At 42.3% G+C, this 25,253-nt stretch carries 32 protein-coding genes and 1 pseudogene; 5 read left to right on the top strand and 28 right to left on the bottom strand.

Annotated features, from left to right (window positions below; all coding sequences use genetic code 11):
- Positions 1-68 precede the first annotated feature (68 nt).
- Both ACMGG5_RS00555 and ACMGG5_RS00550 read right to left on the bottom strand, forming a co-directional pair.
- Positions 69-374: a hypothetical protein gene (locus ACMGG5_RS00555; RefSeq protein WP_000813690.1), complete on the bottom strand. Its 306-nt coding sequence runs from the start codon at positions 372-374 to the stop codon at positions 69-71.
- A 69-nt stretch (positions 375-443) separates the two neighbouring features.
- Positions 444-1,007 carry a helix-turn-helix domain-containing protein gene (locus ACMGG5_RS00550; protein ID WP_000072654.1) on the bottom strand — a complete coding sequence of 188 codons (564 nt, stop codon included), beginning with the start codon at positions 1,005-1,007 and terminating at the stop codon, positions 444-446.
- Positions 1,008-2,001: 994 nt separating this feature from the next.
- Here ACMGG5_RS00550 and ACMGG5_RS00545 point away from each other — a divergent pair.
- Positions 2,002-2,427, top strand: coding sequence for a hypothetical protein (locus ACMGG5_RS00545; protein ID WP_023317202.1), 426 nt, complete (start codon positions 2,002-2,004; stop codon positions 2,425-2,427).
- A gap of 136 nt (positions 2,428-2,563) precedes the next feature.
- Here the strand turns inward: ACMGG5_RS00545 and ACMGG5_RS00540 are convergent, their stop codons facing one another.
- The 5 genes from ACMGG5_RS00540 to ACMGG5_RS00520 all read right to left on the bottom strand — a co-directional run bounded on the left by ACMGG5_RS00540 (position 2,564) and on the right by ACMGG5_RS00520 (position 5,435).
- Positions 2,564-2,884, bottom strand: coding sequence for a hypothetical protein (locus tag ACMGG5_RS00540; RefSeq protein ID WP_001594383.1), 321 nt, complete (start codon positions 2,882-2,884; stop codon positions 2,564-2,566).
- A gap of 26 nt (positions 2,885-2,910) precedes the next feature.
- Positions 2,911-3,297, bottom strand: a complete 387-nt coding sequence (locus tag ACMGG5_RS00535) for a hypothetical protein (RefSeq protein WP_420277324.1) — start codon at positions 3,295-3,297, stop codon at positions 2,911-2,913.
- Between the two features lie 49 nt (positions 3,298-3,346).
- Positions 3,347-3,619, bottom strand: coding sequence for a hypothetical protein (locus ACMGG5_RS00530; RefSeq protein WP_001594380.1), 273 nt, complete (start codon positions 3,617-3,619; stop codon positions 3,347-3,349).
- Between the two features lie 188 nt (positions 3,620-3,807).
- Complete coding sequence (locus tag ACMGG5_RS00525; RefSeq protein ID WP_420277323.1) at positions 3,808-5,037, bottom strand: relaxase/mobilization nuclease domain-containing protein; 1,230 nt, start codon at positions 5,035-5,037, stop codon at positions 3,808-3,810.
- Positions 5,034-5,435 carry an ATP-binding protein gene (locus tag ACMGG5_RS00520; RefSeq protein WP_191120506.1) on the bottom strand — a complete coding sequence of 134 codons (402 nt, stop codon included), beginning with the start codon at positions 5,433-5,435 and terminating at the stop codon, positions 5,034-5,036. The genes ACMGG5_RS00525 and ACMGG5_RS00520 overlap by 4 nt, the downstream gene beginning before the upstream one ends.
- A gap of 314 nt (positions 5,436-5,749) precedes the next feature.
- Between ACMGG5_RS00520 and ACMGG5_RS00515 the strand changes: the two genes are divergently transcribed.
- Positions 5,750-6,799 (top strand): IS481 family transposase, encoded by a 1,050-nt coding sequence (locus tag ACMGG5_RS00515; RefSeq protein WP_191120507.1) that lies wholly within the window; start codon positions 5,750-5,752, stop codon positions 6,797-6,799.
- Between the two features lie 81 nt (positions 6,800-6,880).
- On the opposite strand, the gene ACMGG5_RS00510 is transcribed toward ACMGG5_RS00515, so the two are convergent.
- The 4 genes from ACMGG5_RS00510 to ACMGG5_RS00495 form a co-directional block, all read right to left on the bottom strand.
- Positions 6,881-9,085: a peptidase domain-containing ABC transporter gene (locus ACMGG5_RS00510; RefSeq protein WP_191120508.1), complete on the bottom strand. Its 2,205-nt coding sequence runs from the start codon at positions 9,083-9,085 to the stop codon at positions 6,881-6,883.
- On the bottom strand, positions 9,085-10,338 hold the full coding sequence (locus ACMGG5_RS00505; RefSeq protein ID WP_191120509.1) for an HlyD family efflux transporter periplasmic adaptor subunit: 1,254 nt from the start codon (positions 10,336-10,338) through the stop codon (positions 9,085-9,087). The genes ACMGG5_RS00510 and ACMGG5_RS00505 overlap by 1 nt, the downstream gene beginning before the upstream one ends.
- Positions 10,339-11,013: a CPBP family intramembrane glutamic endopeptidase gene (locus ACMGG5_RS00500; RefSeq protein ID WP_420277322.1), complete on the bottom strand. Its 675-nt coding sequence runs from the start codon at positions 11,011-11,013 to the stop codon at positions 10,339-10,341.
- A 373-nt stretch (positions 11,014-11,386) separates the two neighbouring features.
- Positions 11,387-11,773: a hypothetical protein gene (locus ACMGG5_RS00495; RefSeq protein ID WP_420277321.1), complete on the bottom strand. Its 387-nt coding sequence runs from the start codon at positions 11,771-11,773 to the stop codon at positions 11,387-11,389.
- A 271-nt stretch (positions 11,774-12,044) separates the two neighbouring features.
- On the opposite strand from ACMGG5_RS00495, the pseudogene ACMGG5_RS00490 reads away from it, so the two are divergent.
- Positions 12,045-12,224, top strand: a pseudogene (locus tag ACMGG5_RS00490) (LysE family translocator); the annotation flags it as partial.
- Positions 12,225-12,481: 257 nt separating this feature from the next.
- On the opposite strand, the gene ACMGG5_RS00485 reads toward ACMGG5_RS00490, so the two are convergent.
- The 17 genes from ACMGG5_RS00485 to ACMGG5_RS00405 all read right to left on the bottom strand — a co-directional run bounded on the left by ACMGG5_RS00485 (position 12,482) and on the right by ACMGG5_RS00405 (position 24,556).
- Positions 12,482-13,468 (bottom strand): ankyrin repeat domain-containing protein, encoded by a 987-nt coding sequence (locus ACMGG5_RS00485; protein ID WP_191120512.1) that lies wholly within the window; start codon positions 13,466-13,468, stop codon positions 12,482-12,484.
- A 1,017-nt stretch (positions 13,469-14,485) separates the two neighbouring features.
- Positions 14,486-15,382 (bottom strand): plasmid partitioning protein RepB C-terminal domain-containing protein, encoded by an 897-nt coding sequence (locus tag ACMGG5_RS00480; RefSeq protein ID WP_420277320.1) that lies wholly within the window; start codon positions 15,380-15,382, stop codon positions 14,486-14,488.
- A complete protein-coding gene (locus ACMGG5_RS00475) occupies positions 15,379-16,275 on the bottom strand; it encodes a ParB/RepB/Spo0J family partition protein (protein WP_407858929.1) in 897 nt (298 codons plus the stop codon). Before ACMGG5_RS00475 ends, ACMGG5_RS00480 begins: the two co-directional genes overlap by 4 nt.
- The gene (locus ACMGG5_RS00470) at positions 16,265-17,821 is read right to left on the bottom strand and encodes a recombinase family protein (RefSeq protein ID WP_420277318.1); all 1,557 of its coding nucleotides are present in this window, start codon (positions 17,819-17,821) and stop codon (positions 16,265-16,267) included. Before ACMGG5_RS00470 ends, ACMGG5_RS00475 begins: the two co-directional genes overlap by 11 nt.
- Positions 17,822-18,103: 282 nt before the next feature.
- Positions 18,104-19,333 carry an integrase domain-containing protein gene (locus ACMGG5_RS00465; RefSeq protein WP_001062342.1) on the bottom strand — a complete coding sequence of 410 codons (1,230 nt, stop codon included), beginning with the start codon at positions 19,331-19,333 and terminating at the stop codon, positions 18,104-18,106.
- A 325-nt stretch (positions 19,334-19,658) separates the two neighbouring features.
- Entirely contained in the window at positions 19,659-20,831 is a 1,173-nt protein-coding gene (locus tag ACMGG5_RS00460; protein WP_032625797.1) for an Arm DNA-binding domain-containing protein, read from the bottom strand.
- On the bottom strand, positions 20,786-20,995 hold the full coding sequence (locus ACMGG5_RS00455; protein ID WP_000050710.1) for a hypothetical protein: 210 nt from the start codon (positions 20,993-20,995) through the stop codon (positions 20,786-20,788). The genes ACMGG5_RS00460 and ACMGG5_RS00455 overlap by 46 nt, the downstream gene beginning before the upstream one ends.
- Positions 20,985-21,296, bottom strand: coding sequence for a hypothetical protein (locus ACMGG5_RS00450; RefSeq protein WP_420277317.1), 312 nt, complete (start codon positions 21,294-21,296; stop codon positions 20,985-20,987). Before ACMGG5_RS00450 ends, ACMGG5_RS00455 begins: the two co-directional genes overlap by 11 nt.
- Positions 21,297-21,396: 100 nt before the next feature.
- Complete coding sequence (locus ACMGG5_RS00445) at positions 21,397-21,621, bottom strand: hypothetical protein (protein WP_151333098.1); 225 nt, start codon at positions 21,619-21,621, stop codon at positions 21,397-21,399.
- Entirely contained in the window at positions 21,622-22,029 is a 408-nt protein-coding gene (locus ACMGG5_RS00440; protein WP_151333099.1) for a hypothetical protein, read from the bottom strand.
- Positions 22,026-22,247 (bottom strand): hypothetical protein, encoded by a 222-nt coding sequence (locus ACMGG5_RS00435; RefSeq protein WP_045261750.1) that lies wholly within the window; start codon positions 22,245-22,247, stop codon positions 22,026-22,028. Before ACMGG5_RS00435 ends, ACMGG5_RS00440 begins: the two co-directional genes overlap by 4 nt.
- Complete coding sequence (locus tag ACMGG5_RS00430) at positions 22,219-22,431, bottom strand: hypothetical protein (protein WP_023325728.1); 213 nt, start codon at positions 22,429-22,431, stop codon at positions 22,219-22,221. Before ACMGG5_RS00430 ends, ACMGG5_RS00435 begins: the two co-directional genes overlap by 29 nt.
- Complete coding sequence (locus ACMGG5_RS00425) at positions 22,424-22,789, bottom strand: hypothetical protein (protein WP_420277316.1); 366 nt, start codon at positions 22,787-22,789, stop codon at positions 22,424-22,426. Before ACMGG5_RS00425 ends, ACMGG5_RS00430 begins: the two co-directional genes overlap by 8 nt.
- Positions 22,790-23,014 carry a hypothetical protein gene (locus ACMGG5_RS00420; protein ID WP_060569201.1) on the bottom strand — a complete coding sequence of 75 codons (225 nt, stop codon included), beginning with the start codon at positions 23,012-23,014 and terminating at the stop codon, positions 22,790-22,792.
- 174 nt (positions 23,015-23,188) lie between these two features.
- Positions 23,189-23,383: a hypothetical protein gene (locus ACMGG5_RS00415; protein WP_087449368.1), complete on the bottom strand. Its 195-nt coding sequence runs from the start codon at positions 23,381-23,383 to the stop codon at positions 23,189-23,191.
- Positions 23,373-23,693: a hypothetical protein gene (locus tag ACMGG5_RS00410; RefSeq protein ID WP_336222631.1), complete on the bottom strand. Its 321-nt coding sequence runs from the start codon at positions 23,691-23,693 to the stop codon at positions 23,373-23,375. The genes ACMGG5_RS00415 and ACMGG5_RS00410 overlap by 11 nt, the downstream gene beginning before the upstream one ends.
- Before the next feature lie 155 nt (positions 23,694-23,848).
- Positions 23,849-24,556, bottom strand: a complete 708-nt coding sequence (locus tag ACMGG5_RS00405; protein ID WP_420277315.1) for an XRE family transcriptional regulator — start codon at positions 24,554-24,556, stop codon at positions 23,849-23,851.
- A gap of 133 nt (positions 24,557-24,689) precedes the next feature.
- On the opposite strand from ACMGG5_RS00405, the gene ACMGG5_RS00400 reads away from it, so the two are divergent.
- On the top strand, positions 24,690-24,920 hold the full coding sequence (locus ACMGG5_RS00400) for a transcriptional regulator (protein WP_032635279.1): 231 nt from the start codon (positions 24,690-24,692) through the stop codon (positions 24,918-24,920).
- Position 24,921: 1 nt separating this feature from the next.
- Positions 24,922-25,215, top strand: coding sequence for a hypothetical protein (locus ACMGG5_RS00395; RefSeq protein WP_420277314.1), 294 nt, complete (start codon positions 24,922-24,924; stop codon positions 25,213-25,215).
- The last annotated feature ends 38 nt before the right edge of the window (positions 25,216-25,253 follow it).

Genomic DNA, 25,253 nt, shown 5'->3' with positions numbered 1-25,253 from the left:
ATGTGGTTTTGCTATAGTAAGCATTGCAGGATAGGAATATCCTAAACTTTCATTCTCTGCCCTTTGTTTTATTTAAGATAACTGAAAAATACAGGGTTTAAACGATACTGGTATTTAAACTCAGTAGGTATAATAACATTCGTATCAATCAGTTCATCGATGGCCCGATAAAATCGGGCTGGCGTAATATGTATATCTTCCTGCTGTGCGATGGATGTTGCACGGTGAAAGTTCAGGTAAACAGTGTTTTTATCTGGTGTGTATGAAGCGATTAATGTGAGAAGCCAAAACACATAGTGAGCAGTATTGTTCAGATTGCGTTGTTCATCTGATAATTTATTCTGGTAAAGGTAAGCAGGGAGTCTTTGCTTCATTAAGATATCCTTTGTTTTGTTAAGTTTTTCGCTGGTGTGGGGCGTAAAATCACCGCGCTGTTATGTCTTTTAAAAGGGAATGCCGTCAGTTGGATATCTGTTTCTGGATTTTTTTACAGGCTTTGTTTTGCGCCCTGCGCGATAAAAGTTGAATGAAGTGGCAAAATCTTCAGTCTCAAGTCTGGATTTACTGAATTTATCCATCAGATCTTCATTGAAACGATGAGGAATACCTTTTACGCATAAATTAGAATTCAGGTAAACCTGACCGTCTTCAGCGTTACGGATCAGTATTTTCCTCTCAAATAATTCTCTGAATGCACGTGAAACATTCGATTTATTCAGTCCTAACTCTCTGGCAGTACGTGACTGTGAAAAGTCAGGGATAATATTTCCATAATCAATGACTGAGAAAAGATAAAGAACAATTCTGAATGCCGTTGGTGTCAGATCCATTCGGGCGAGTGTGGCCGTATTATCTTTAAAGACCATCGAAAAATCGTCACGAAAGGATGTCTTTTTACAGGCACTTGCTTTAACTTTTATTTCTTCCAGATCTTCGGGCATAACATCTAATGCTTCTGCAATGATTGCTTTTTGTTCTTTAGTTAACATAACACTTGTGTTTGACATAATGGCTCCTTTTTTATTATTGTGATAACAGATATGGCATATTAAATTTGTTTGTCAATATTATTAGTAATAAAAATTTTAAAATATTATATTTATTGCTCTGTGATTATTTTTTTAGTGAAATATTAAGGGTTGTCAGAGTTATTACGAAGGGTGCTAAATTTCACCATCACCCGTTATGTCATTAATAATTTTTGGTTCTGAAAGATACAACCAATATTCTATCTTAACTTGTTGATGTAATTGATTAATTTTCTTTTTGTATTTGCAAGATAAAAGAGTGATAAAGAAACAAGAAACCGAAATTTAGCTTTAGACTGACACAAAATTCCATTGTACACAGTTTGATAAACACTGCTATTGCTGATTTTCCTTCGTAATATTATTCCTTAAGTGAAGCCTGCGCACCTGTATGTTGCGCCACTGGGCTTCAGAACATTGCTATAGTGTTTAACTGTCAGTAGAAATACGCTTCGCGCAGGAGTTCAGACAGTTGGGTTTAGCTCTCAGCACAAATACGCTTCGCGCAGAGATTCAGACTGCTGAGTTTAGCGAAAGAGTGGACCCGACTACATGATTTACCCGTTAACTTAATACGGCTCACGCCGGAACCCCTTCGGAAAAATCCTTTCTGCTTCAGCGAGTGAGTGCTGTGGGCACTCAGCGGCGCTGCAAGAGGGATTAAACGTTGGGTTTTCATCTGACGGGTAAAAATAATCTACATATATCTGTCGTCGGGGGCGTGAGCCGGTGCGTAGCACTCTCTCAAAAAAATTCCTGAAGGGGTTTTATCTGAAATCTGGAAACTACCTGGCTTTTGAAAAAAGGAAGTGGTAATGCAATCGATCGGACTCAACATTCCAACAGCGTAAGCTGTTTCCAGTATTAAAAGAATAAATAGTTGTCATTTTAAAATAAAATATTTTCAATTTTGTATTGATTTAAATTTTAAAGCTGATAGTACTTAATTATAAAAACAAAAAAGGAGAGGGTTATGAGTAATATTTGTGTTTCTTCTCAGGAAGAAAAGTTTATATTTGTTGTTGATAAATATATAACACACCATCGCGACAGTGTTAATAACAATATTTTTTACAGAAAACTTTATGTGCTTTTCGCTGGATACCATCTGAAGTATTTTTATTCACGGGCGCAATATCGCAATTCGTGTTATCACGTTGATAATATCATGCAGATGTTTATGGGTGTCGTTTCTACCCTGAAGGCCCCTCTGCTCAGGCAACTCGCAAACAGTGACACATTACTGCATTGCCTGAATTCGCTCGTGAATTATATTTCAGGCAATCTGGATGAAGCAGAGCACATTTATGCTGATTTACTGGCACAGTATGAAAAGAAACGCATTGCACGTTCTCTGGCTTATACACCACCAGGATCCGTGGTCAGGAAAAGGCTGTGAGGCAGCGGATACGTACTGGACAGGGGATGGCAGAGTGACATAAAAGCAGTCGTTTCCCGCAAGACATTACCGGGCATTAAAAAGGCAGGAGCCACCGGTCTGGTGTCCTGCCTGGCGGGATTGTTTTACTGTGGTCTTACTTATCAATGACCTGCCAGCCATCATCCGTTTTGATCAGCGTGACAGCCGCTGTGCGTTTTTCGTTATCGACAACAGCTGTTACATTGCATTTATAGCTTTTATCCGATAGTTTTTCGCAGTCATGCTTTTTGACAGATTTTAATTCCCGCAGTGCGTCTTTCGGGACATCTTTACCTGCTATGGATTTAACGATGGCATTCGTCTGCTCCATGACCTTATTCATCGCAGTGTAAATATCCTGCTCAGACGGTTCACCGGTACAGCCACTCAGCAAAAAAATGGACGCAATGAGTGTGGTAAATGCATATGTTTTCATAAAATAATCCCAGACTGTAGAGTACGTTATTGAATAAGGCCGGTTTTCATCTTGCTGTTGTTTTCAGAGAACGTCCACTTACTGACCGTTTCGCCTTTAAATTCGATTTCCAGCGTTTTGGCCTGCGTCTGTGAACCGCCTGTCAGCAACCCGACCACTGGAATGAATGTGGTGGCATCAAACTGATTGTTATCCATCGAATAAGTCCATTCTTCATTGCCACTATCAAGTGTAGTTTTGGTTTCGGGCTCACCTAATGCGGTAATGATTTCTGATTTCGTTGTTTTATTTTTTATAATTTTCGACTGCAGACTTTGTGATGTTTCTTTTTTTAGATGCTGGTTGCCTGATGTTGAACAACCAGAAATAAGGAAAGCAGAAATAAAAAACACAGAAAACATGAATCTGTTCATAAGTTCTCTCATATTAATTTTTTATGTTTGCGGTGGTATGAAATTAATATCACCGTATAAAAACAACTCTGTCTGCATATTTCTTTTTAATAATGCAGATAAGAATAATGACGCTGGCAAAAAACGTAATGACTGAGACAGGAGTGCTGCCGGTCAATGAAAATACTAACCAGGCGAGAGCTAATGCCACGAATTGAAACAGGAATGCCACACTGAGCGGACTCTCACCGTAGGCGACTTTTGCATGGCAGCCTTTGCAAATCCGCACGCCGTGCGGGCTTTGTGTAAAGCAGAAGGGGCAGCTAATCGTTTTATTATCCATCATGACTCCGTGGCCTGATTTAAGGTGATGTATTTTTGAACATTTTCGATGAATGATCCGCTTTAGTAAAATTGCTTGTACCGATCGATGGATCTCTGTTAATAGGTTATAACTATCATAACAAGATTATCGATCTATATAAACGATCAATATTTTATTGACTATCACTAAAATATGGATTAGTTAACTTATGGTGCAGGATGGGGGTTATTTTTAACTAATTGTTCTTTAATGGGATTTGTTGTCATGGAATGACAGGGTGTCAGAAGATGCAGGTGCAGGATTTGGTGGAAAGGATGTGCAGTGGCATGTAACAGAGACATGCCCCTGCGCCTGAGAAGTGCCACAATATGGCCGAGCAATACAAGCCACGAATGCAGACGACGCTGGCGGGGTATCTGACGAGCTGTATTGTGCAGTTTGCTCCTGAGTTGAATGACACCCACTGTTTCCTGTTGTCTTTCCAGACGAATTTTTTCTTCAAGCTGAAGGATTTTCTCCAGAATCGTTTCCCGGTTTGCAACCTGTTCTTCAGGCTCGCATGATGGCACTGGCACTGGCACTGGCACTGGCACTGGCACTGGCACTGGCACTGGTACAGTCTGTTGTTGCTCTTTTTTCAGTAAGGCCAGGTGCTCTGGTGTAAAATCAATCTGCGTTTGCAGAGAAGACCAGCCATACTTTTTTCCAAGCTGAGACGCTTTAAAGGCAATACCCTGGTACTGAAATGAAAATCCATTCATTTTTCCGGTCGACGCGATATTGGGTTTACAGGTCACACCTTTCTGTTCCAGCATGTCGATAAAAGTCAGTAAATCGGGACGATGCGTTAAGACATTATCAATCAGGGTCTGCAACTGAGACTTAGGGCAGGGAACTGCTGTTCGTTCTGCCATCATCAGCTCATTGCGTGAGGGTTTTCTTTTAGCCTGAGGGCGACTGCTGGTTGCAGGTGTTGTTTCAGTGAGTCCGTGTATTCGCTCCAGTTCGCTGATAATGCGGGTGCTGATGAGATTTTCATTTTTCCCCAGGTACAGCTTTCCACCGGCCATGTTAATGCGACTTGCAATGATATGGATATGCTGCCCGTCGGTATCATCGTGAAGGATATAACAGCGAAGGTGCGTTTCAGTGAACCCCATCCGGGTCATATAATCGTCGGCGAATGCCGCCCACTGTCTGGCTGACAGTGTTTCTCCCTTTGGCAGGCGAAGTGAATTATGCCAGACGGGCTTGGTGACATCGGGACGCAATTGTTTAGAACTTTCAAACTCACTGATAAGCTCAGAAGCCGTGTTTCCGGTCATATTGCTGCCGATGACATACGGCATCACGTTGTGGTGTGAGCCGGATTTCAGGCTGTACAGCACAACACCGGCAAATTGTTTACCCCTCCTGATTTTCTGCATGCCTTTCATCGGTCTGGCACCATAAAGGCTGTGGTAATGAGATGCTCACGAAGCGTCTGTATTTGTCTGCGGACAGCAAACAGTTCTGTGCGGGTCAGGTCGCTGTCAGGGCTTTTGCTGTCGAGATGATTCAGCAGGTGGTTTAAATCCTGTGAAAGTCGGCCAAGCATAATCCAGGCTTCGCGATTTATTTCCGGCAGTACCGGCGGGATTTTATTCAGGGAAGCCATTCTTAACCATTCCCCTTTTTTATATGAGCCTCTTTTACTGTCGAGAATAATTAATTCTTCCTGATTTAATCTGACGCTGATGCAGTGGGTTCGCACTTCAGCAGGAGAAAATCTGGCGGTATGAAACTTGCCTCTTCTGGAACTTCTGGATAGTTCTTCTTTTTTATTATTATCCATGGTTACTCCTGTGTTATATATTTATATAATTACGAATAACGCATCAATAAAATAAGTCAAGGTAATGTTGTAATATATAGGTGAATATATCTGGTACGGATTGCTTGTCAGGTAACCTGCTTCAGGTAAAGAATGTCTGACATGTCAACTTTATTGTTCTGTCAGTATATAAAACGACGGCGACAGGGTTTACTGGGAAGGGAACATTAAAATGTATTAGTCGCGACTTGATCTGACACATGGCCTTGCAAGGTTTAGAGTTACCGATTTTGATATGAGTGTCGAATCCTTATACAAAACACAAGGTAACTCTCATGATTCATACTACCAATCCCGTCATCAAACACAAAACCGGTTTGCTCAACCTGGCTGAAGAACTTAGTAACGTGTCGAAAGCCTGCAAAATCATGGGCGTCTCTCGCGATACGTTTTACCGTTATCGTGAGCTGGCCGATGAAGGTGGCGTGGATGCGTTGATAAATCGCAGCCGTCGCGCTCCTAACCTTAAGAACCGAACCGATGAGGTCACTGAGCGGGCTGTTGTTGATTATGCTGTCGCATTCCCGGCTTATGGCCAGCACAGGACCAGCAACGAGCTGCGTAAACAGGGCGTTTTTATCTCCGGCAGTGGTGTCCGTTCTGTCTGGTTACGTCATAACCTTGAGAACTTCAAAAAACGCCTGAAAGCACTGGAAGAGAAAGTGGCCCGCAATGGCATTGAAGTGACCGACAGCCGATCCACTACAATTGCCGTACTGGAACGTAAAGCCAGTGATGACGAAGCAAGGGGTGAGATTGAAACCGCTCATCCGGGTTATCTGGGTTCACAGGACACGTTCTATGTGGGCAACCTGAAAGGCGTCGGGCGTATCTATCAGCAGACTTTCGTTGATACGTACTCGAAAGTGGCTCACTGCAAGCTCTACGTCTCTAAAACACCGATTACAGCGGCTGATTTACTGAATGATCGTGTGCTGCCATTTTATGATTCTAAGGGGTTGCCGATGCTGAGGATACTGACCGACAGAGGCACTGAGTTCTGTGGCAAAGTGGAGCAGCATGATTACCAGCTTTATCTGGCGATAAATGACATTGAGCATACGAAAACGAAGGCAATGTCACCGCAGACCAACGGCATCTGCGAGCGGTTCCATAAAACGGTACTGAACGAGTTTTATCAGGTAACGTTCCGCAAAAAATTATATGGCGATATTGATGTATTACAATCGAATCTTGATGAATGGCTGGCTCACTATAATAATGAGCGAACCCATCAGGGGAAAATGTGTTGTGGCCGGACGCCAATGGAAACGTTACTTGATGGAAAGCGCATCTGGGCTGAGAAAAATTTAAGCCAGATGTAACCTGACAGATACCTGTATAAATAACCGGTAACTGTCAGATCAGGTCTGAGCTAATACAGCTGAATATAGCATATTCGATAGTCAGGTTTCCTTAACCACATTATCATCATTGGCTTCATAAATTGTATAATCATTATCCCCTGTGTACTGGCATTTCTGTTCTTCCAAGTATCCATCTGCGAGATACAGAACTCTGTCGGCAGAGGCAATGGTTTCCGGGCGATGGGCAACCAGCAGGACAGGTAGCCCCAACAGGCGTAGTGTCTGGCTTATCTGGATTTCACTCTCAACATCAAGGTGGCTGGTCGCTTCGTCCAGTAACAAAAACCCCGGTTGTTTGTACAACGCTCTTGCCAGCAAAATACGTTGCTTTTGCCCTCCGGAGAGTCCACCACCGGTTTCACCGATTAATGTCTGATATCCCATCGGCATTGCCATGATATCAGTGTCAATCAGCGCCAGACGGGCGCACTGGATCATTCTTTCCTGATTGCGGTCTTCGCTGAAGAAAATGATGTTATCTGCAATGGATCCCCTAAAAAGGTGATCATCCTGCAATACAGTACCAATCCGCCGTCGTACCTGAAAATAATCGGGGTGAGTTTGAGGTATGCCAAATGTTCTGATTGTCCCTTCATCTGGTATATGAATTCCCAGGATAAGTTTAACCAGCGTCGATTTCCCGCACCCAGACTTACCCGTAATGGCCACCACTTCACCAGGCTGAAGCGCCAGTGAAATCCCGCTAAGTATCGGTTTGTTCCCGCCCTTGTGGCTGAATATGATGTGCTCGATAGATAACGGGGGATGAGCTTCCGGAGTCTCACTGACTACGGAGGTAATGACAGAAGTACTGACATCTTCATGAACGGACCGTTGCTGATGCCCTTCTGTTTGGGTTAGCACAATGTCAGCAAGACGCTCATTATAAACATCTAGCATTCGCCAGGAAAAAAACTTGTCAGTAAGGCTGCTAATACTCGAAGAAAAACGCATCTGATAAGACAAATAGGCAACCAGCATACCGACAGTAAAAGTGCCGTTCAGCACCTCGCCAGCTCCTTTCCACAAAATAACCGCCGATACCACACTGCCGGTCAAGGTGTGCGCAATGTCATAGCACATCAGCAGACGACTCTGGCGCAACTGCGTATTTCTCCGGGTGACGTTGAGATTCAGCCAGGCGGCTTCCCGAAATGCAGTCACACCGTTAATTCTCAGGCTCAGGATCCCGTTAAGGGTTTCAAGAAAATATCCTGATTCCTTGGCACCAGCATCCCAGGCGTCTTCTGCAGACTGTCGAAGAGACGGATACCAGAGCACTCTCAACACGCCGTAGATGACGGCTGCCAGTACCGCTATCAGCGTCATTTCAGGACTGTATAACAACATCATACAGAGAGCAGTCACCACAAGCAGCACATCCAGAATGCCTTCAAGTACCTGCGTGGTCAGCGCCTGCTGGATGGTATCTACCGCATCAAAACGCGCGTTAATACTACCCTTACTACGTGCATCAAACCAGGAGAGAGGGAGACGGACCAGATGATGGAAAACCCGGGCAGTCCACTGCATATTAAAATTAACGGAGAGAGTGATACTGGCCCACTGACGGGCCAGCGACAGCAGCATCTGGGTCAGAGACAACAGCAGCAAGGCGATGATAATAACGGTAAGCAGGTTTCGATCGGCGGCGACCAAGACCTCATCGATGACCAGTTGGTTGAGCAGAGGACTTCCCAGCGCAAGCATTTCCAGCGCCATGGCAAAAACGATGATGCGGGACATTGCCGCCAGCAAGCCAGATGTTCTCCCTGTCAGTTGACGCAGACTGATTTTCTTTCTTTCATCCCTCAACGTAAAATCACTGGCTGGCATCAATTCCAGCGCAACACCAGTGAAGTGTTTTCCTGCGTCCGACAGGGAGATTGTCACCTTCCCCTTGTCCGGATCATGAATTGTCAGCCTGTTCCGGCTAACTTTATGAAGCACAACGAAATGATTCATGTTCCAGTGGAGAATGCACGGGAGAGAAAGGGACTTCAGATCTTCTGGCTCCAGTCTGACGGCACGGGAAGACAGCCTGATACCCGCAGCGCACTCAATAAGCCTCTGCAGGGTCATCCCCTGAGTACTGATGCTGAAGCGTTCACGAAGTGTGGGTAAATCTGTCTGCAGGCCATGCCAGCAGGCCATCATTGCCAGACACGCCAGGCCACACTCCGCCGACTCTGTCTGGCGAATAAGGGGAAGCCGTTTTCCCCCGGTCCAGTTTAGTGATCTCATTACAGTTTTCCTTTTAGACTCCAGATCGGTTCTGTCAGCCATTCCCATAAATGACGTGTATCAAGGCTGACATCTCCCTCAAGTGTCATTCCGGGGCGCAAGGGCTCTTTTTTTCCATAAGCCAGGATAAAAGTATTCTCTGGTATGACGATGACACGATAGTGCCCTTCATTCTCCTTCCAGGTTACCGGAGAAACGGAGAGTAAATCCGAAGGGGTCAGTGTTGTACGGCTGATTTCACGGATGGTTCCATACTGAACGCCAAACTTCTGGTAAGGGAAGGCGGCAAACCGCAGCGCCACCCGCTGTCCGGGCTGAATAAAACCAGCATTCTGACTAGTGGCATAGAGTTCAATCTGTAAACGAGAATTGTCCGGCACCAGTGTCATAACTGGTTCCGCTGCTTTTACTGATTGCCCCTGCTTAATTAGTACAGCAGCAATAGTTCCAGGCACTGGGGAAGTCAATGTAAAATTCGCCTCACCTTCAAGCTCAACTATCTGTTGATTTATAATCTGAAGTTGTCTGTCCAGTTCCGTTTTACGACTGCCACCAAGAGCTATCTGATGGTTGAGTTCATTTTGAGCTGTATCAAGTGCTGTTCTTAGCTGGAGCAGAATCTGGCGTTGGTCTTCAGCATTTTGTTCAGCGGAAGTTACTTCTATTTGCTTCTGCTGAAATTCAATATCCGAAACATAATGGCTTGAAACAAGTTTGTGGTAACGATTCATGACCGATATTGAAAGTTGCACCTGATGCTCTGCCAAGTTCAGGCGTTGCTCTGCACTTCTAATTTGAGGTTGCAGAGAAGCAATTCGTTGTTGAACGGCAAGTTGTTGCTGATTATTATCACTTAGCTCCTGTGTTTGCTGGGATGCCAACATCGAATATTGTGTTTTTAATGACATACTCATGGCTGCAAGGGTGCCTGTGCCTTGACCGTTATATCGTTCACCGCTGATTCTATAAAGAGGCTCTCCGGCGCTAACATGCTGACCCTCTGTAACGGTCAAGTTAGTAACATATCCAGAATATTGTGGAGTGAGTTTAATTACTCCAGAGGAAGGCATTACAATACCGGAGAGATGTGCTTTTTTTGTATATTGAAAAAAATAAATGAATAAAATAATGGATGTTAACAGAACAATGGTTGATATAGCACTAAAAAACATACCAAACGATGAAGGGATAATAACCCCTCCAAATTCAGTATCATTCTGATGATTAAGAGCTTCCTTTCTGAATAAGTTCATTTATCTATAGATGCTTTGTATATTTAAAATCACCACAAATGCATTCAACGCAGAGTGCAGAATGGTTGTATGAAGAAGACTTTCTGTCTTGATTCTGACGTGTATGAATATTAGTGAAATGGAAAAAAGGACACATTGACTTGCTATGTCATAGTGTTGTGTGTGCATTAGACTAAAAAATAACGATGTAATCACACTTGGTAAAATAAGTCCTTTTTTATAAACAGAACAAAGAAAGCCAAATAAACACCCCCGATAAAAGATTTCCTCATAAAAAGGAATGACAAATACAAGTGTCAGTATTTCAACTATACTTAAATTCGCTTGAGTGTTGTAATAAACATTACTTCTTGAGAAATAAGAAAAAGCTTGAATTATCAAAATGGCCAAGAACAATGCGATAGAATATTTAAACGCTCTAATATCAGCGTGTAATTTATATCTACACTCAGGTAAATGGCGTAAAAAATAAACATAAAACAACAGGGCCAAAAAAAACTCCGTACCAACCATTATCGAAAATGATATTTCATACCCGATAAAACTCGTCGTTATTAAAGGTAAGGAAGTAATCAGAATGGATGAAAAAATGGCAAAAAATAAATACAGGGCCGTTTTTTTATCATGGGATAAAATATTCCCCTTGTTTCCGTTACGCAATATAACTTCACTCATTGTTATACCATCACCTGAGGCAAGAGTACGTGATAAATTATTCGTAGAGCCATTTTAGAAACAATACCCCCTTCGTCAGAAAAGAGTATTGTTATATTAACTCACACCTTTCTAGATGGCCTATTTAATATGAACTTAGAGAAGCAATTTATCATATTAATTGCTTTCACTAGAGCTGAAGGTATCAGCGTACTGCAAGTATATATGATACTAACAATAGTAAAGACTCTCGTTAACTTCTGAATAGAAGTAGTTGCTTCTATACTATTTATTGTGATAACAGCATTGTAGGTAATAAAAATTGCTATAACCACTGATAAGATCATGATCAGGAATCTACTTAAGCTCATTAGCTATGCCATATTATAAGGTATTAACGAAATGGGGGGCCATTTTTTGCAGCAGCATGTGAATCAGGTTTACAACCGGCAATCATGCCTGTAATTGAAGAAATTGCTCCAGTGATACTGCGTGTTGCCGCGGCACCACCTAATCCAGCAACACCACCAATCATTGCAAGACCGCAGTTGCTTGTTAAATCATTGTACATATTCGCACCTGCCACTCCTGCAGCACGATTCGGCTGGAATCCATTTGCCTGGGCTCCATAACCGATCCCTCCTCTTAATTGGGCTTCCCTTCTATCACGGTTCACCTCTGTGCCGTGTCCTTCCCCACCGCTAACCAACGCTATTTCATAAAAACTTAGTTCTTTGATATTTGATATAAAAATCCCTCTTATTAAAATTTCTATGCACATTGTGCCATTTGACTATTGCACATACAAAATGCAAGGAAAAGGTGAAGAAATGATGTTTTTTGTATTTTTATGTAAAAAAATGTTTCCGCAAATACCTGAATGGCTTTAATTCTGTCGTTTATAAGTAATTTTTTTTCGAGCACTTAGTCCTTCCGTGTTGAATTGCCGCAGGAGCCTCTTCGGTGTCACTATACTGGCCTCCCTTTTACGCACTCGTAATCTTCGGTCTGGACTGACCCCGCCCCGGTAGACGATCCTGCCCTATAGTTGAACATTCCTTCTGGTTGCTATCCACGTATTATTTGGCACACTGTGGTCGCTGACACTCATTAATGCTATCCACTATGCTTCGGGTGTGTTGAAAAAGACTCTTGTGGTGAAATGGATGGACCGTTTAACCGGGGGCTTATTTCTATTGTTTGCCGCCAAATTGGCGATGAGTCGAAGATAATAACAGAGGGGATTTTTCCCCTCTGTTAATTTATGCCATTGGAATTATTCACTTTTGCCTAAGATTTTTTCATGACGGGACGGTAATGTCTTCAAAGCATCAAGCATATCGTCAATACTAACCTTCATTGGCTTTGTTTAATAAATCGAACATTTTAGATGATGGGCAGATCAGATTACTACTGCTTTTTAAGGATCGGGGCCCTATGGCAAAACAAGAGTTTAAAAACACAAACTTTTTATTTCTCTGAAAGAAATTTAAATTCTTATTTTTCTGGTACATTTATTGCTGGAAGGCCGAAGATGAACACGTATAGCTTTTTCTTCTCTATTCATGCTATAAGTCAGAATATCTTCATAAAGATCGCGTTCCTTTAATGATTCAATATCGACCGCTATATTATTTCTGATGAGCCATTTGATCATAGGTTTCCCCGCGTAGCGGATAAGAGGCAAATCGTATTCTGTGTAAAATGTTACGTGCTTAAGGTCAGTTAATGCCATCATATTCGTAATTATTTCTTTGACATTTCTGCTTATTTCACTTATGACACATTTTTCATTTATTTTAAATAGCTGGCCTTTCTGCGTAAGCACATGCATGAGTTCGACTGATTTCATTGTGACATGATTAAACATTATTACTGACTGGTCTGTCAGATGAATGTTACGGATAAGAAACCTGATGTAGTTATCAATTGTCAATTCCCGATGGGTGTATTTACCATCTATATAATGACTGGTGGATTGCCAGTGGTCAAATGCGGTTTGCCCTTTATTATTTCTGTAATTAATGTCGCAACCTTCCGCTACCAGTGCGTCGTAAACATATCCTTCAAACGGCACAAAAAGAAGTGAATTCCCCGCTTTATCTCTGGAATGTACATTTAGTCCTGCTTTCACCATGTATCTGATCAGCCCTGGTGACACGTCAATATACTGCAGCGCGAGGGCATCTGCTTTATTTCTGTGATTGATGTTAATTCCGTTACTGATGAGTAGCTCAATTGACTCAATATTCCGTGCGTAAAATAATGCATTATTCCCCTCATTATCCAGATGATGTATGTTGATCCCACTGTCTATCATTGCCTGCATAGCCTCAGGAACATTACAGGTGAAAAGGGCAGTCTGGCCTTTAGAGTTGAGTAAATTTATATCCACACCCGCTTTCAGACAGCGGAGGACACCATTTTTAGATCTAATCTGAAATAAGTTGTCGCATTGTTTATTATTGTTTTTCATAATTCATCTCCTGTGTTGTTTGCGATATCATTAATGCCATTCATTTTTTGGCTTTTCAAATTTAATTTAAATTATTTTCAGGGTTTTTACCATTATGTATTCATCTCTTTGTTTGAAACGGTTAAGTATATGTATGGTAGTGAATGCCTGAATGCTAAAATTACGTAACTTTATTAGTCTTGTCCGTTCAGTATCGATTGCAGACGACAATTGGTTTTGTTTTTCCTTTTCTGACCGAAGGGAGGAAAAGCAAGGGTAATCCGGAGAAGCAAGCGCAGCGGCTTCGCAGGATTAGCCCTTGCTTCTCTTATAATTGGCATTATTCATTCAAGAACAATAGGATCTTCGCTTGTACAAGCGAAGCTATAATAAAAACAATCAATTAATTATTTTAAAAGTATTAAACAAGAACCTATTGACATCCATAAAATACAAGTTATTTATAATGTATGCCATAAATAAAAAGTTTTATGTCATATGTATCCTGCACTATGTGCAGTTAATGTACCACTTGTCCCATAGATGGGAATATTGGAAAGGTTACTTTGTTTTGAAGTAGCCTTTCGTCCTTCAATATTAACGATTACTTATTGCTATTACCAAGTCCAGTCGAATCGAAGAACATCTTTTATCTGAAACGACTCCTAATACCCGGTTAAAGCCACAATATCTCTCGCATACGTAGACCAAAGAAAAATTATGATATTAACTATGTAATTTTTTTTAGTGTTAAGTTGAATAATTAAATACTGGAGAGTTTTCTGTGCACTACCAATTGCTGGTTCATCTGTTCTGCCGCTGATGTTTCTGACGAATCTCCCGGTGACACAGAACTGTCCCTCTCTACCAGCCTTTATTCGACTCAATGTCCGGCTGCTGATACGCAGTTATCCCTTCGTATCAATGACTGACACTTAAACGTAATGCTTTGGTTGCTGGCGTATCTGACAGCTTCTTCGGCGTGAAGGTCGTTGTGTAAGTATACTTCTTGGTTTATTTAGCTATATAAAACCATGACTATGACTTGCTGTTTTCAGTAAGAGTCTTATCATCCAAAGAATTTATTCTAGAAATTCTTTTTAACTCATTAAGATAATCAACCTCGTTTTCTAAGAACCAATGAAGAACTTTAGAATTGCCAAGTAATTTATTAATATATGACTGGATTATAACGAATTTCAACATATCTGAACCATACTCGGTTTGAAGCTTTTTCGTTTCTTCCGAAGTTGTTGCCATTTCTTGTTCCAGACGAAGTATGGTTTTTTTTATGTCCTTTTTATAGGGAGTGTTTTTCCCTTTATTTACTATCATCGATGCCGGTGTTGCATCCAAGATGCTCATTGCAAATTTTTTACTATAATTATCAAAATTAATCATTGTACCGACTGCTTCAATTTGGCGAATTGGCTTCATTTTCCTCAAAACGTCAAATGTAGCCTTAGGTATAGGTTTATCAGAAAGTTTCGCAATTACACTTGGATCTATGCAGTTCATCACATTCGCTTTATCTTTTATGGCATCAACAGATATGCCCAAAGCAGCACTAAGTTTTTCAATTGATACTTTTGCCAGAGACTTAATTATCATTCTATGTTCTTCAACTACATTTATATGATTCACTTGTTTGTTAGGAGTGAAAGCATCATCTATGCTCGAAAGTATACATGGAGCTTTTTCTATACCTAAGTCTTTTAAAGCCTCAACCCTTAAATGGCCATCAAGTATCTTAGTGACATCTTTATCTTTGTCATAGAATACTATTATTGGTTCAATAATACCTAAGCTTTCGATAGAGGTAACTATTTGATGATATTTATGGCTTCGCTTTACGTTTTCTAATAATTCCTTAGATGGAATTAACTTATTAGTTTCCAGGTAAATAAAATTATCGCCAAAACGTATCTGAATCATTTTAATACCTCTTTGTTTACTGGGGTTAACATCTGAGATGGTAGTTCTGAAAGATTCTCTTGTTCAAGTATATGTTGAAAGCTTTTATTCATCATTATGATGTTAAAAATCTCATTTACTATTAGTAGGTTGGTTTTTATGAATTTTGAGTTGTTATAAACAGATTTATGTTCAGCGATACTATTTTCATAAAGCTCAATCAACTCCTCTGCAGTCATCCTTTTTGATGGTTTGTGATAATAAAATCCGGCTGCTTTTGCACCTTTATTCCCAACTGTTCTTTGATTTAGAATGTGTTTTATCTTTATAATGTCCCGACTTTTTATTAATTTTTTATCATATGCTTCGGTAAGAATATCTTGTGCTTCCTCAGTTTCACATCTTGCAAATTGCACTGCGAGATACAGAGGCAAATTACCCCGTTCGACTGCTGAGAGAAGTTTATGCTCTCCCTTATCAAGTAGCATATTAATACTGCTCACCCAGTTCGATGAATATCCAGTAATCTCACTTATTTCGGAGTCTGAAAGTCCTCTGATTTTCATGTCTTTAATCACCTGTAATAACTCATTAGAACGTGGTCTTCTCCTTGCAATGTTTTCAACTAAACTCATAACGTAAGCATCTTCTTCTGATACATCTCTTATAATTGCTGGAATAATAGTTTCACCTAATGCAACGAGAGCCTCTATTCTCCCTTGACCACAAATTAAAGCATATTTGAAATCGCCTTCATCAATAGCTCTTACGCTTATAGGCTTGCTTAATCCTCTTTTTTTTATGCTTTCCTTTATTTCTTCATGCACTACCTTATTTCTTGTTCGTGGGTTAAGAAATTTTATTTTTGCAATCTCAATTTGAATTATTGGGAATTCATTTTTTTCAGGCAGCATATAGTTCCCTCACTTTCATGCGAGTAATAATTTGTAGAAGTTTATCAAGATTATCAAATCTATAGAGATCTAATCGAATGTTGTTTGTTTCCGTCATGCACATTTTATTATATTCGTTTTCAATCTTTGGTATGATATAAAAATCAAGAGGTGAAATATTTTGTGAATTCATTCGTATAACAATTGTTATGTCTGCTTTCTGTGAGTTATCAAACCGGACCTTCCATCTAAGTTTACCTGATTTCATATGTATGCATTTAGTAACAAGGACGGAAATTAAAAACTCATCATTGATGTAAAGCATTGGGGCATATTTATACTCGTCTATATGACAGTTACTTTTTAAAATTTCACCCTTAAAATCCTCAATTATCTCTGAGTAAAATGATCTTAGTGCTTCATTTATTTTGAGATAGCTGTAATCATGTTCTGGCTTATAACCAATCAAAGTATATGCTCTTAAAAGACCACCAAATCGGGTTCTATAAACAGAAGATGAAGGGCCTGTATCATCTTCATCAATGATAAAGCCTGATAGTTTTCCATTAGATTCTAATTTTTGTTTTAGTTTTTCTAATAGATCTTCATTAGTCAAATGAATGGATCGGAGCTGAATTATTTCTTGAGCTTTATTGTATTTTTTCTTTGAAATAATAGGTTTATATGCCTTGTCACATCTAACCCATTCATGTTTGGGGTTTTTTACAAGCCTACTTTTTAATTTAGATGAGGTTTTGTTATATATGTTGTTTCCAATATATTTTTCATTTGTCAAAATTTGATGTATTTTTGCACGAGTCCATAATGTTCCATTTTCTGCAAGTATGTTCTGTTCATTTAATCTCTCAGCAATAATGAATTCTGGGACGTTATTATCTATAAAGAGATCATATATTCTATTTACAATTTTTATTTCATTTTTTGGTCCCGGAATTAATATTACCCTATCTGTTTGAATACTCTTTCTTTTGCGGAAACTCAATATTTCTTTAGCTATGCCATTTTCGTCTACTAAAAGACGTCTCAACCCATAACCAGCCATACCGCCTTGATGATAACCAAGCTTTATTAAATTTACTTGCCCTATAAATACCTTTTCAGATAAATTCCTGCTGTGATATGCAGCACTAGATCTTTTTATATTCAGTATAACAGAGGACTCTAAAGGGAAATCTTTAGTGGGTATAGGTTCGGAACAATATATAAGATCTACACCATTTCTCTCAAAAAGAAAGGAATAATATGCCGCTTCATCACTATTTTGAAAACGACCAAAACGGCTCACATCATAAAATAATACAGCCTGTATATCTATTTTCTTTTGTTCTACATCGCTAAGTAACTGCTGCAAAGAATGCCTGCCTACGATACTGACTCCGCTCTTACCTGCATCATCGTAGGTATAAGCGATTTCCATATTGTTCTTTTCAGCATAATCTTTGATATATTCGGACTGATTATGTAAAGAATATTGCTGATGATCGGTAGACATCCTCAAGTACTGCGCGACCCTAACTCTATGATTTTTGTCATTTTCGCTAGCCATGCACGAAACCTCATGGATGATTCAATACAATGTAGAGGATAAAATTGATCAAATTTTAACCGAATTCAACTGTTTTATCATTGATTAGAGCGAATTTGGTAGATCTTCGAGGTGTATGATAATCGAGAAGAGATGTGAATTATTTAGCTGATATGACCGACAGCTTTCGTTATGTGGACTCAATGTCCCCATTTGTAAATGGCTATGCTTAGTCCACATAGGTTAATGGTGTGATTATTAATTCTTTAACTAAATCAAGATAGTTAATCCATCATGGGAGAGTTATGCGGCAATAACTTTGCATTTTTGAGACGAAACATAGTCACTCCACCATTGCATGAGAACCACCCGTTCAGTGAGATACTCTGCACGATTGTAGGCTGCAATTATTTCATCTTTCTTCGAGTGTGCAAGGGCGGCTTCTAAGACATCAGTCCTAAACTTGCCAGACTCCTCAGCAGCCGTTCTAGCAATGGATCGCATACCGTGAGCTACAAGCTCACCTCCGAAACCCATACGGATTATGGCCGCATTAGCTGTTTGTTCATGCATGTGATTGAGTGGAGCTTTGATACTGGGGAACACCCACTCTCTATGCCCGCTGATGACTTTCATTAAATCCAAAACTCGCAAAGCTTCTTTGCTCAGTGGAACTTTGTGAGGCTTCTTCATTTTCATAAACTCCGCCGGGATGTTCCACATACCAGTTTCAATATCAATATCTGACCATCTTGTGCGAACAGCTTCACCTGGGCGAACCCATGTGAGAAGTTGCCACTCAATCAGTAGCCTTGTTTCCAAACGGATAGAAGCATTGTTTAGAGCAACCAAGAAGCGAGGGAGTTCGGAAGGGGGTAATGCTGGCATATTCTGTTTTTTTGGCTTGCTGAACCGTTGCCCCAGGTTGTCTGCCGGGTTGAATTCTATGAGTTCTTCTGTTGCTGCATAGCGGAAAATTTCATTCAGGCGGGATATGATGCGGCGAAGTGTTTCAAGGACACCTCGTTTTTCTATGGGTTCTAAATGCTGTTTAAGCATTTTAGGGCGAATCTCCTTAATTGGGGTATCACCCAATGTGGAAAAGATATTTCTCTCTAGGCTTCGCCAGATGTCGTTAGCATGATCTTGGGAGATGCCTGACGTTTTGACTTTCTCATCAAGCCACTTCTTGGCTACTGCTTGAAATGTATGTTCCGTGGCATCTTTCAGTGCATTGGCTTTTTGGTTGTTATGAACTTGGGGGTCTATACCATTTGTAAGCAACGACAAGTATTCATCACGTAAAGCTCGTGCCTTCGCAAGTGTAAGGTGAGGATAGGTTCCTAAGCTCACCTTAGTTCGCTTTTTGGTCACAGGCACTGCATATCTGAAATACCAATTTTTCTTCCCTCCCTTCGCCAGGGGAGCGATTCGCAACAGCAAACCATCGCCGTCAAAAAGGTTAACCTCTTTTTCGGCAGGTTTGGTGCTTTTGATTTCAGTGTCAGTGAGCTTCTTAGCGATTTTGGCCATGTTTGGGACCCTCGATTTTAGGACCCATCTTCGTGGGTCCCATTCAGGGTGCCATAACTCGTAGTTCTCAGCAATTCTCACTAGACTACAATAGACGTAAAAAAGCCCGCAGAGCTTGTGCTGTGCGGGCTTAGTAGACTTTACTGAACTTCAGTACATCAATATTTGGTGGAGCTGGCGGGAGTTGAACTCGCGTCCGAAAGTTATTTAAATCATTGAAAATAAACAATTATGTCACTGTGACAGGCCTCAAGTGCATTTTACGTGCATATTGAGGTCTGCCTAACGTCCTGATTCTGTCCAACATTTTGAAAAATTTCCCCCGCTACAGCGCGGCTGAAATCGCGGTTTTACCGTCATATTCAGCCAGGTATTTACCGTAGTTGCGGAATATCATTTCCGGCCCTTTATGGCCCATCTGTCCGGCAAGCCAGAAGAGGTTAACGCCCTGGCTGATATGCTTGGTGGCGAATGTATGTCGCGTCTGGTACGGGTTACGATAGCGCACGCCAGCTTTTTTCAGGGTCGGTACCCATGCTTTTTTACGGATCGCGTCGGCGTTCGCCCAGGGTTCTCCTGTTTTTGGATCGCTGAATATGAACTCACTTTTCATAAAGGTGTATTGCTTCTGCGCCTGCAGGGCTGCCAGCGCCTCACTGTTCAGCTCCACCTTACGGGTACCGGCTTTTGTCTTGGTGCCTTTAAGTACCCCTACGACACTGGCCGCCTGAACGTGGGCTGTGTTTGCGATGGTGTCGAGATCAGGCCAGCGCAGCGCGCACAGTTCGGAGCTGCGCAGACCAGTATTGAAAGCAAAGCGGAACAGGTTTTCCCATTCCGGGTACCTGCAGCTCTGGTAAATGGCGAGGGTTTCCGCTGGCGTGAACGGGTCAACCTCGTAATCGTCGGCGCTCGGGCTGCTGTCGATCACGTGGTACCGGCTGGCGCTGACGAGGGTTACCGGGTTAATGGTTAGCAGGCCATCCGTAACTGCTTCATCGATGGCGCTTCGCAGAAACGAAAGGTTATTCCTGGTCGTTTTCAGCTTTGTTTTCCGGCTGGCTATCCAGTTTTTAAGGACCGCTGGCGTCAGTTCTGACACGTGGAGTTTATGCAGAGCTGACAGCGCCGACAGGCATTTTTCATAACCGTTGATAGTCGACGGGGACAGGTTGCGGTTCTGGCAGATTTTCAGGTACTCGTCCAGGTAAGACTTTATGTTTTTGGTTTTTTTCACCACCCCGAACAGCTCCAGCTTTTTGGAGTTGGGGAAATATTTCGCATATTCAAAGGTGCCACTGACGATCTGGTTTTGTATCTCCCCGAGCAGGCGCTCGGCGTACTTCACACCGCGCGCGTTTGCTTCCATTTTGGAGAGGGGCTCCCGGCACAGAACCCCTTTGTATGTGAACGTGATAACCAGAGTGTCGCCAGTTTTATGCTGGCGAATGGTTACTCCTCTTGGGAGAGATAATGATCCTTGTTCTTTCTTGCCCACTTCGAAACCTCCGTTAAGTCAATCCAGCGTTCTTTAACGCCATCGACTTTTAATACATGTACTCCCTCCTTCCATAACCCCCTTTGTATCCGTTTGTTAACGGCTTCTACCGTTTCCCCCGCGTCCCTGCAGTACGTAGAAAGGGGTACACAGTCAAGACTCATGGCTGACCTCCCGCCCGAAAGCCTGGGCATTTTCCAGTTCATTAGCTGCATAAATCAGGGCGTTGTGATGCGCGCGAAAACCACCATCTAGTTCGCGAGCAGCTCTGTCGCGTAAGATGTCGATCGCAGCCTGATAGTCATTCTGGCAATCGGCGGACTTTTCCGCCGAACTGGCCGGCAGCTCCCCCAGCACCATCAACATGTTTTCAGGGTCGATGGGAATGGTGGCGAGCCCCAGCTCTTTGGCCTCCGCTGCTAAATGGGTCCAGCGTTCAATAATTTCAGTGGTACCTTTTTTCATGGCATACCTCAGAAACCTATCAAAAATTTATACTCAATCAGCGCGCCGAAAACGACGGCCACCAGCAACAGGCCAAACAGCATAGAGAGGAGGAAATACTTCATCGTGATACCTCCCGAAAAACAGCTCTGTACGCACGCAGCATGTCCCGAGACTTGCCGGATAAAACCGTTCTCATGAAGAACATCCCGCTACGGGTTGCTACGATTCCGGGTGTGTGTAGCAGCGTGACATCTACCACTCTGTTATGTTTACGGAACTCAAACAGAGTGCTTGTGATAACGATGTTCGCCACGGCGCCATAGTCCTGATGTTGGATCTTCATTCAGAGCAGCCCCTCTGGTTTACTGGCCTGCAGTTCTGCCTGCTCTTTCACGAATCGATCATGCATCGCGTCCCACTTCCCGAGCCACTTACGTGCTTCACGCTTGCGTTCCAGAATTCGGCGAATGCGCCGCATGCATCGGTCATGTGCAAACAGATATTGCTGTGTGTGCTGGCCCATGCGATTGACGAGCACACCATTGCTGAAAACAGGCTCGTCTGGTTCGTTGGTGTTCAAACCGGCACGTTGAAAAGTTTTGGTTACCATGTAGTGAGCAAGGTTGCTGATCGCCGCGCTCCTGCTGAGGAAACGACGCGAGTAGCCGTGTCTTGATACCACGTAAACAGGCTGCAGCTCTTTGGTGAAGGCGCTGTCAATTGAGGTGGTGCTGATGCGTTTATCGTTCATTTCCGGTCCTTAACTTTGCTGTATCGTTCGTGACTCATTACTTCCCAGTTCTGGCCGCCGTCTCGGGACAGCAGCCGCCAGCGGCGATTAACCCTCAGGCTCAGGTTTCCGGAGCCGTGCATACGGCAGGGATGAATCCGCCTGGCTCTGAACTGGCGGAGGACATGGACCGCCTGCAGGTGCACCCACTCAGGAATTCGTATCGCTGTCAGGGCCATTGTCCTTCTCTCCTGCAGGTGGGGTGATCGTGTAACCGGCTTGTTCAGCCATCCATAAAAAAGTCTCCAGCGATGCTGTAACCTCGCCGTTCTGAACCGGGCGCGCGTGTATAACTTTTCCGTTCTCGATTGTCAGCACGATATTTACTGGTTCGTGCGTGATAATTGGTGTCTGATCACTCATGGCTTGTCTCCGCTGTGACTGATTTTTGTTTCTTGGCGAACTCAACCAGCTCAGAAATGAGCTCGTCAATTAATGCCTTTCCGCTTTCTGTCAGGAACTCACCGCTGCCATTCACATCTACGGCGTTGCTGTAAATTCCTCTGATGGCTTTTACTCCGTCAATATTCCCGCATTCACTGAGAGCCAGTTTTTCGAATCGCCTCAACAGACCATCAAGCAGTATTTCTGTTAATTCGACGGTGTTTATTCCCCCCTTAGGCATATTAATAATGATGCAGGTGCTTCCGGTTTTACGCTGGTGGCGTAATAACGCAGCCTTTAAAATTCGTCGGCGATACGTAGTGATTAAATTATCCATTTAATACACCTTTCGTTGTGCATCTTCATTTGCTAATACGATCCTTTCCTCTTCCTCGGTCCAGCTATATACCGACCCGGCAAGGTCATAAGCCAGACCTAAAAGGCCGTCAAGTTGATGGCAGTCAAAATCCTTATGGTGAGCGTGAATTGTTTGCATGAGGAAGTTAAGTTGTTCAGCTTTAATATTCACACCTTGCACGTCTTGGCGATCTTGTGTTGACATGATTTATCTCCCGTATGCTTTCCTAAGATATAAATTCGCGATATCCCAGTAACCAGCTGAACAAAATAACTTTGCAGTCTTAAAGGCGTTGATGTTTATCATGGTTTTTCCTAAAAAAGTGTATGGAATCCCCTCAGCAATAAAGCTGTTATTTATTTAGAAATCTAAAAAAAACTAAGCGTTGGATCTAATGGCTTGCTCTTCAATTAACCAGGCACAGACATCACTTGTTAACTTACTTAATAATGCTGCAATGGCCTCTATTTCAGAACAGTCCATTTTGTTGGGATATAACTCAATCATTTTGCAGATTATTTCTGCCTGATATGCTTTCTCTTTCGCTTGTTCTAATGAAAATTCATGCGCCATGATTGCCATCCTTTAATCCAGAAAGATATGAGGCAGCTTGAGAAATTTTATTCGTTGCCATTCCAATTTCTGCAAGGTCAGCGATGATACAAGAAAGGTTTAATATCTTTTCTTTGCTTATTTCTTTATCTTCAGCAATGGAGAAAATATTCAAACTGATATGGTTAATGGCTTCAAAGATAGACACGGTTTTAGTATCGCAATCTGATGCAATATCACCATAATCAATACTTGAACTATCTTTGCTGTAGCGAAAATCTGGAATATCAACAAGCTGATATAATTTTTTGATTGTCGTATTGGTCTTCATCTCACTGGCTCCGTTGTTTGCCGATGAGATGAGAATAGGGGAGGATTAATCTTGCGTCAATACTATAGTATTAATCTTATTTTCGTTTGTGGTTAACTTTATGAAACTAATGGTTTTTTATTTTTTTTGAGCAAAAAAAACCGGGTTTCCCCGGCTTAGTTCCAAACTGTAGATGTCCAAAACACTCTACCAACGACCTCTACGCTGGACATCTTCACTACCTCATCAGGGTACTCTTCTGCGTTATAGCTACGAATAGTCACCTCATCCGGACCTGTCCGGTATAGGAGTTTGATCCGCTTCCATCCTTCCTGATTGATCGCGTAAATCTTTCCATCAACGATTTTTTTATCTTCGATGTTAACAGCCACTGTTGTACCGTCTGGTATGAGTGGTTCCATACTGTTCCCGGCAGCCGGGAAACAGATAATGCCTGAACCATCCGTGCTTGCTCCAACTCTTCTCAGGGTAGACTTCGAAAACCTCAGTTTATAACCGTTGTAATCTTCTTCCATAACTCTGCCGCTACCGCATGCAAACTCAATATCTTTAAGGAATGGGACTTCCACTTCATCAGCTTCTAAAGGTGTGCTGCTATCCCAAGTCTCGACCTTGGTCCACTTTTCTTCTGGAGGGAAATCATCTGATTTACGGATCGCACCAACGCCTTCGCTTAACCACTCTGGGCGAACACCAAGGACATTAGCTATCTGAACAAGCTTAGTTGTCGACTTTGCCTTACCAGATACTAGTTTTTGAATTGCCCCCTGTGACACGCCGACTGCTTCAGCCAACTGGCTTTGGGTCAGCCCAGCCTTCTGCATGCTGTCTCTTAGCCGGTCCGAAAAAGTCGTTCCACTCATGATTTCGCCTCTGGTTAATACGATCGGATTAATTTAGTACAAAAGCTTTTTCCGTTCAACACTAGAGTATTCTTGCCAAATTAATACTATGGTAATATCATCCAAATCCTAAAGTATTTTTAAGGGCGCTAATATGTCAGAAAACGCTATCCAGAAAGCAGTGAGATTGGCAGGAGGCCAATCTGCGTTGGCTAGAGCCATCGGTGTCACTCAGGGGGCTGTTTGGAAGTGGCTGAACAACCATCAGAAGATTTCCCCTCAAAATGCGGTCGCTATCTCAATGGCTACAAACGGGGAAGTTAAGCCATACGAATTACGGCCTGATATCCCTACGGTATTCCCACGACCTTCCGGGGATATCTGATATGTCACAGGCATTTCAGCAGTTAGAGATGCCAGCTGTGTTTTGCCTTGCGGACAGTCAGTGGATAGGTGAGCAACTGCAGTCACTCAGTATGGCCGCCAAACAAAAAGCCATACAGCGTTATGCAGCAGTGTATCAGGAGACGTTCGAGGCCGAACCCGTTTCGTACCGCAAGGAGAACCGGGCAAGGCATGAAGCAAACACAAGGCTTCGCCTGTTTGTGAGAAATCAGGGCAGAGCTTTACAGGGGTATACCGCCGAACCTCCCCTGGCTGGAACGCAATCGCGATCCTGATTGTTTCGGGTTTAAAGGTACCCGAACAGAAGCAGGCT

Origin of the sequence: Enterobacter sp. BNK-34 (assembly GCF_048684445.1) — a bacterium.
Lineage (GTDB): Bacteria > Pseudomonadota > Gammaproteobacteria > Enterobacterales > Enterobacteriaceae > Enterobacter > Enterobacter pseudoroggenkampii.
This window is presented reverse-complemented; position numbering and strand designations above follow the sequence as displayed.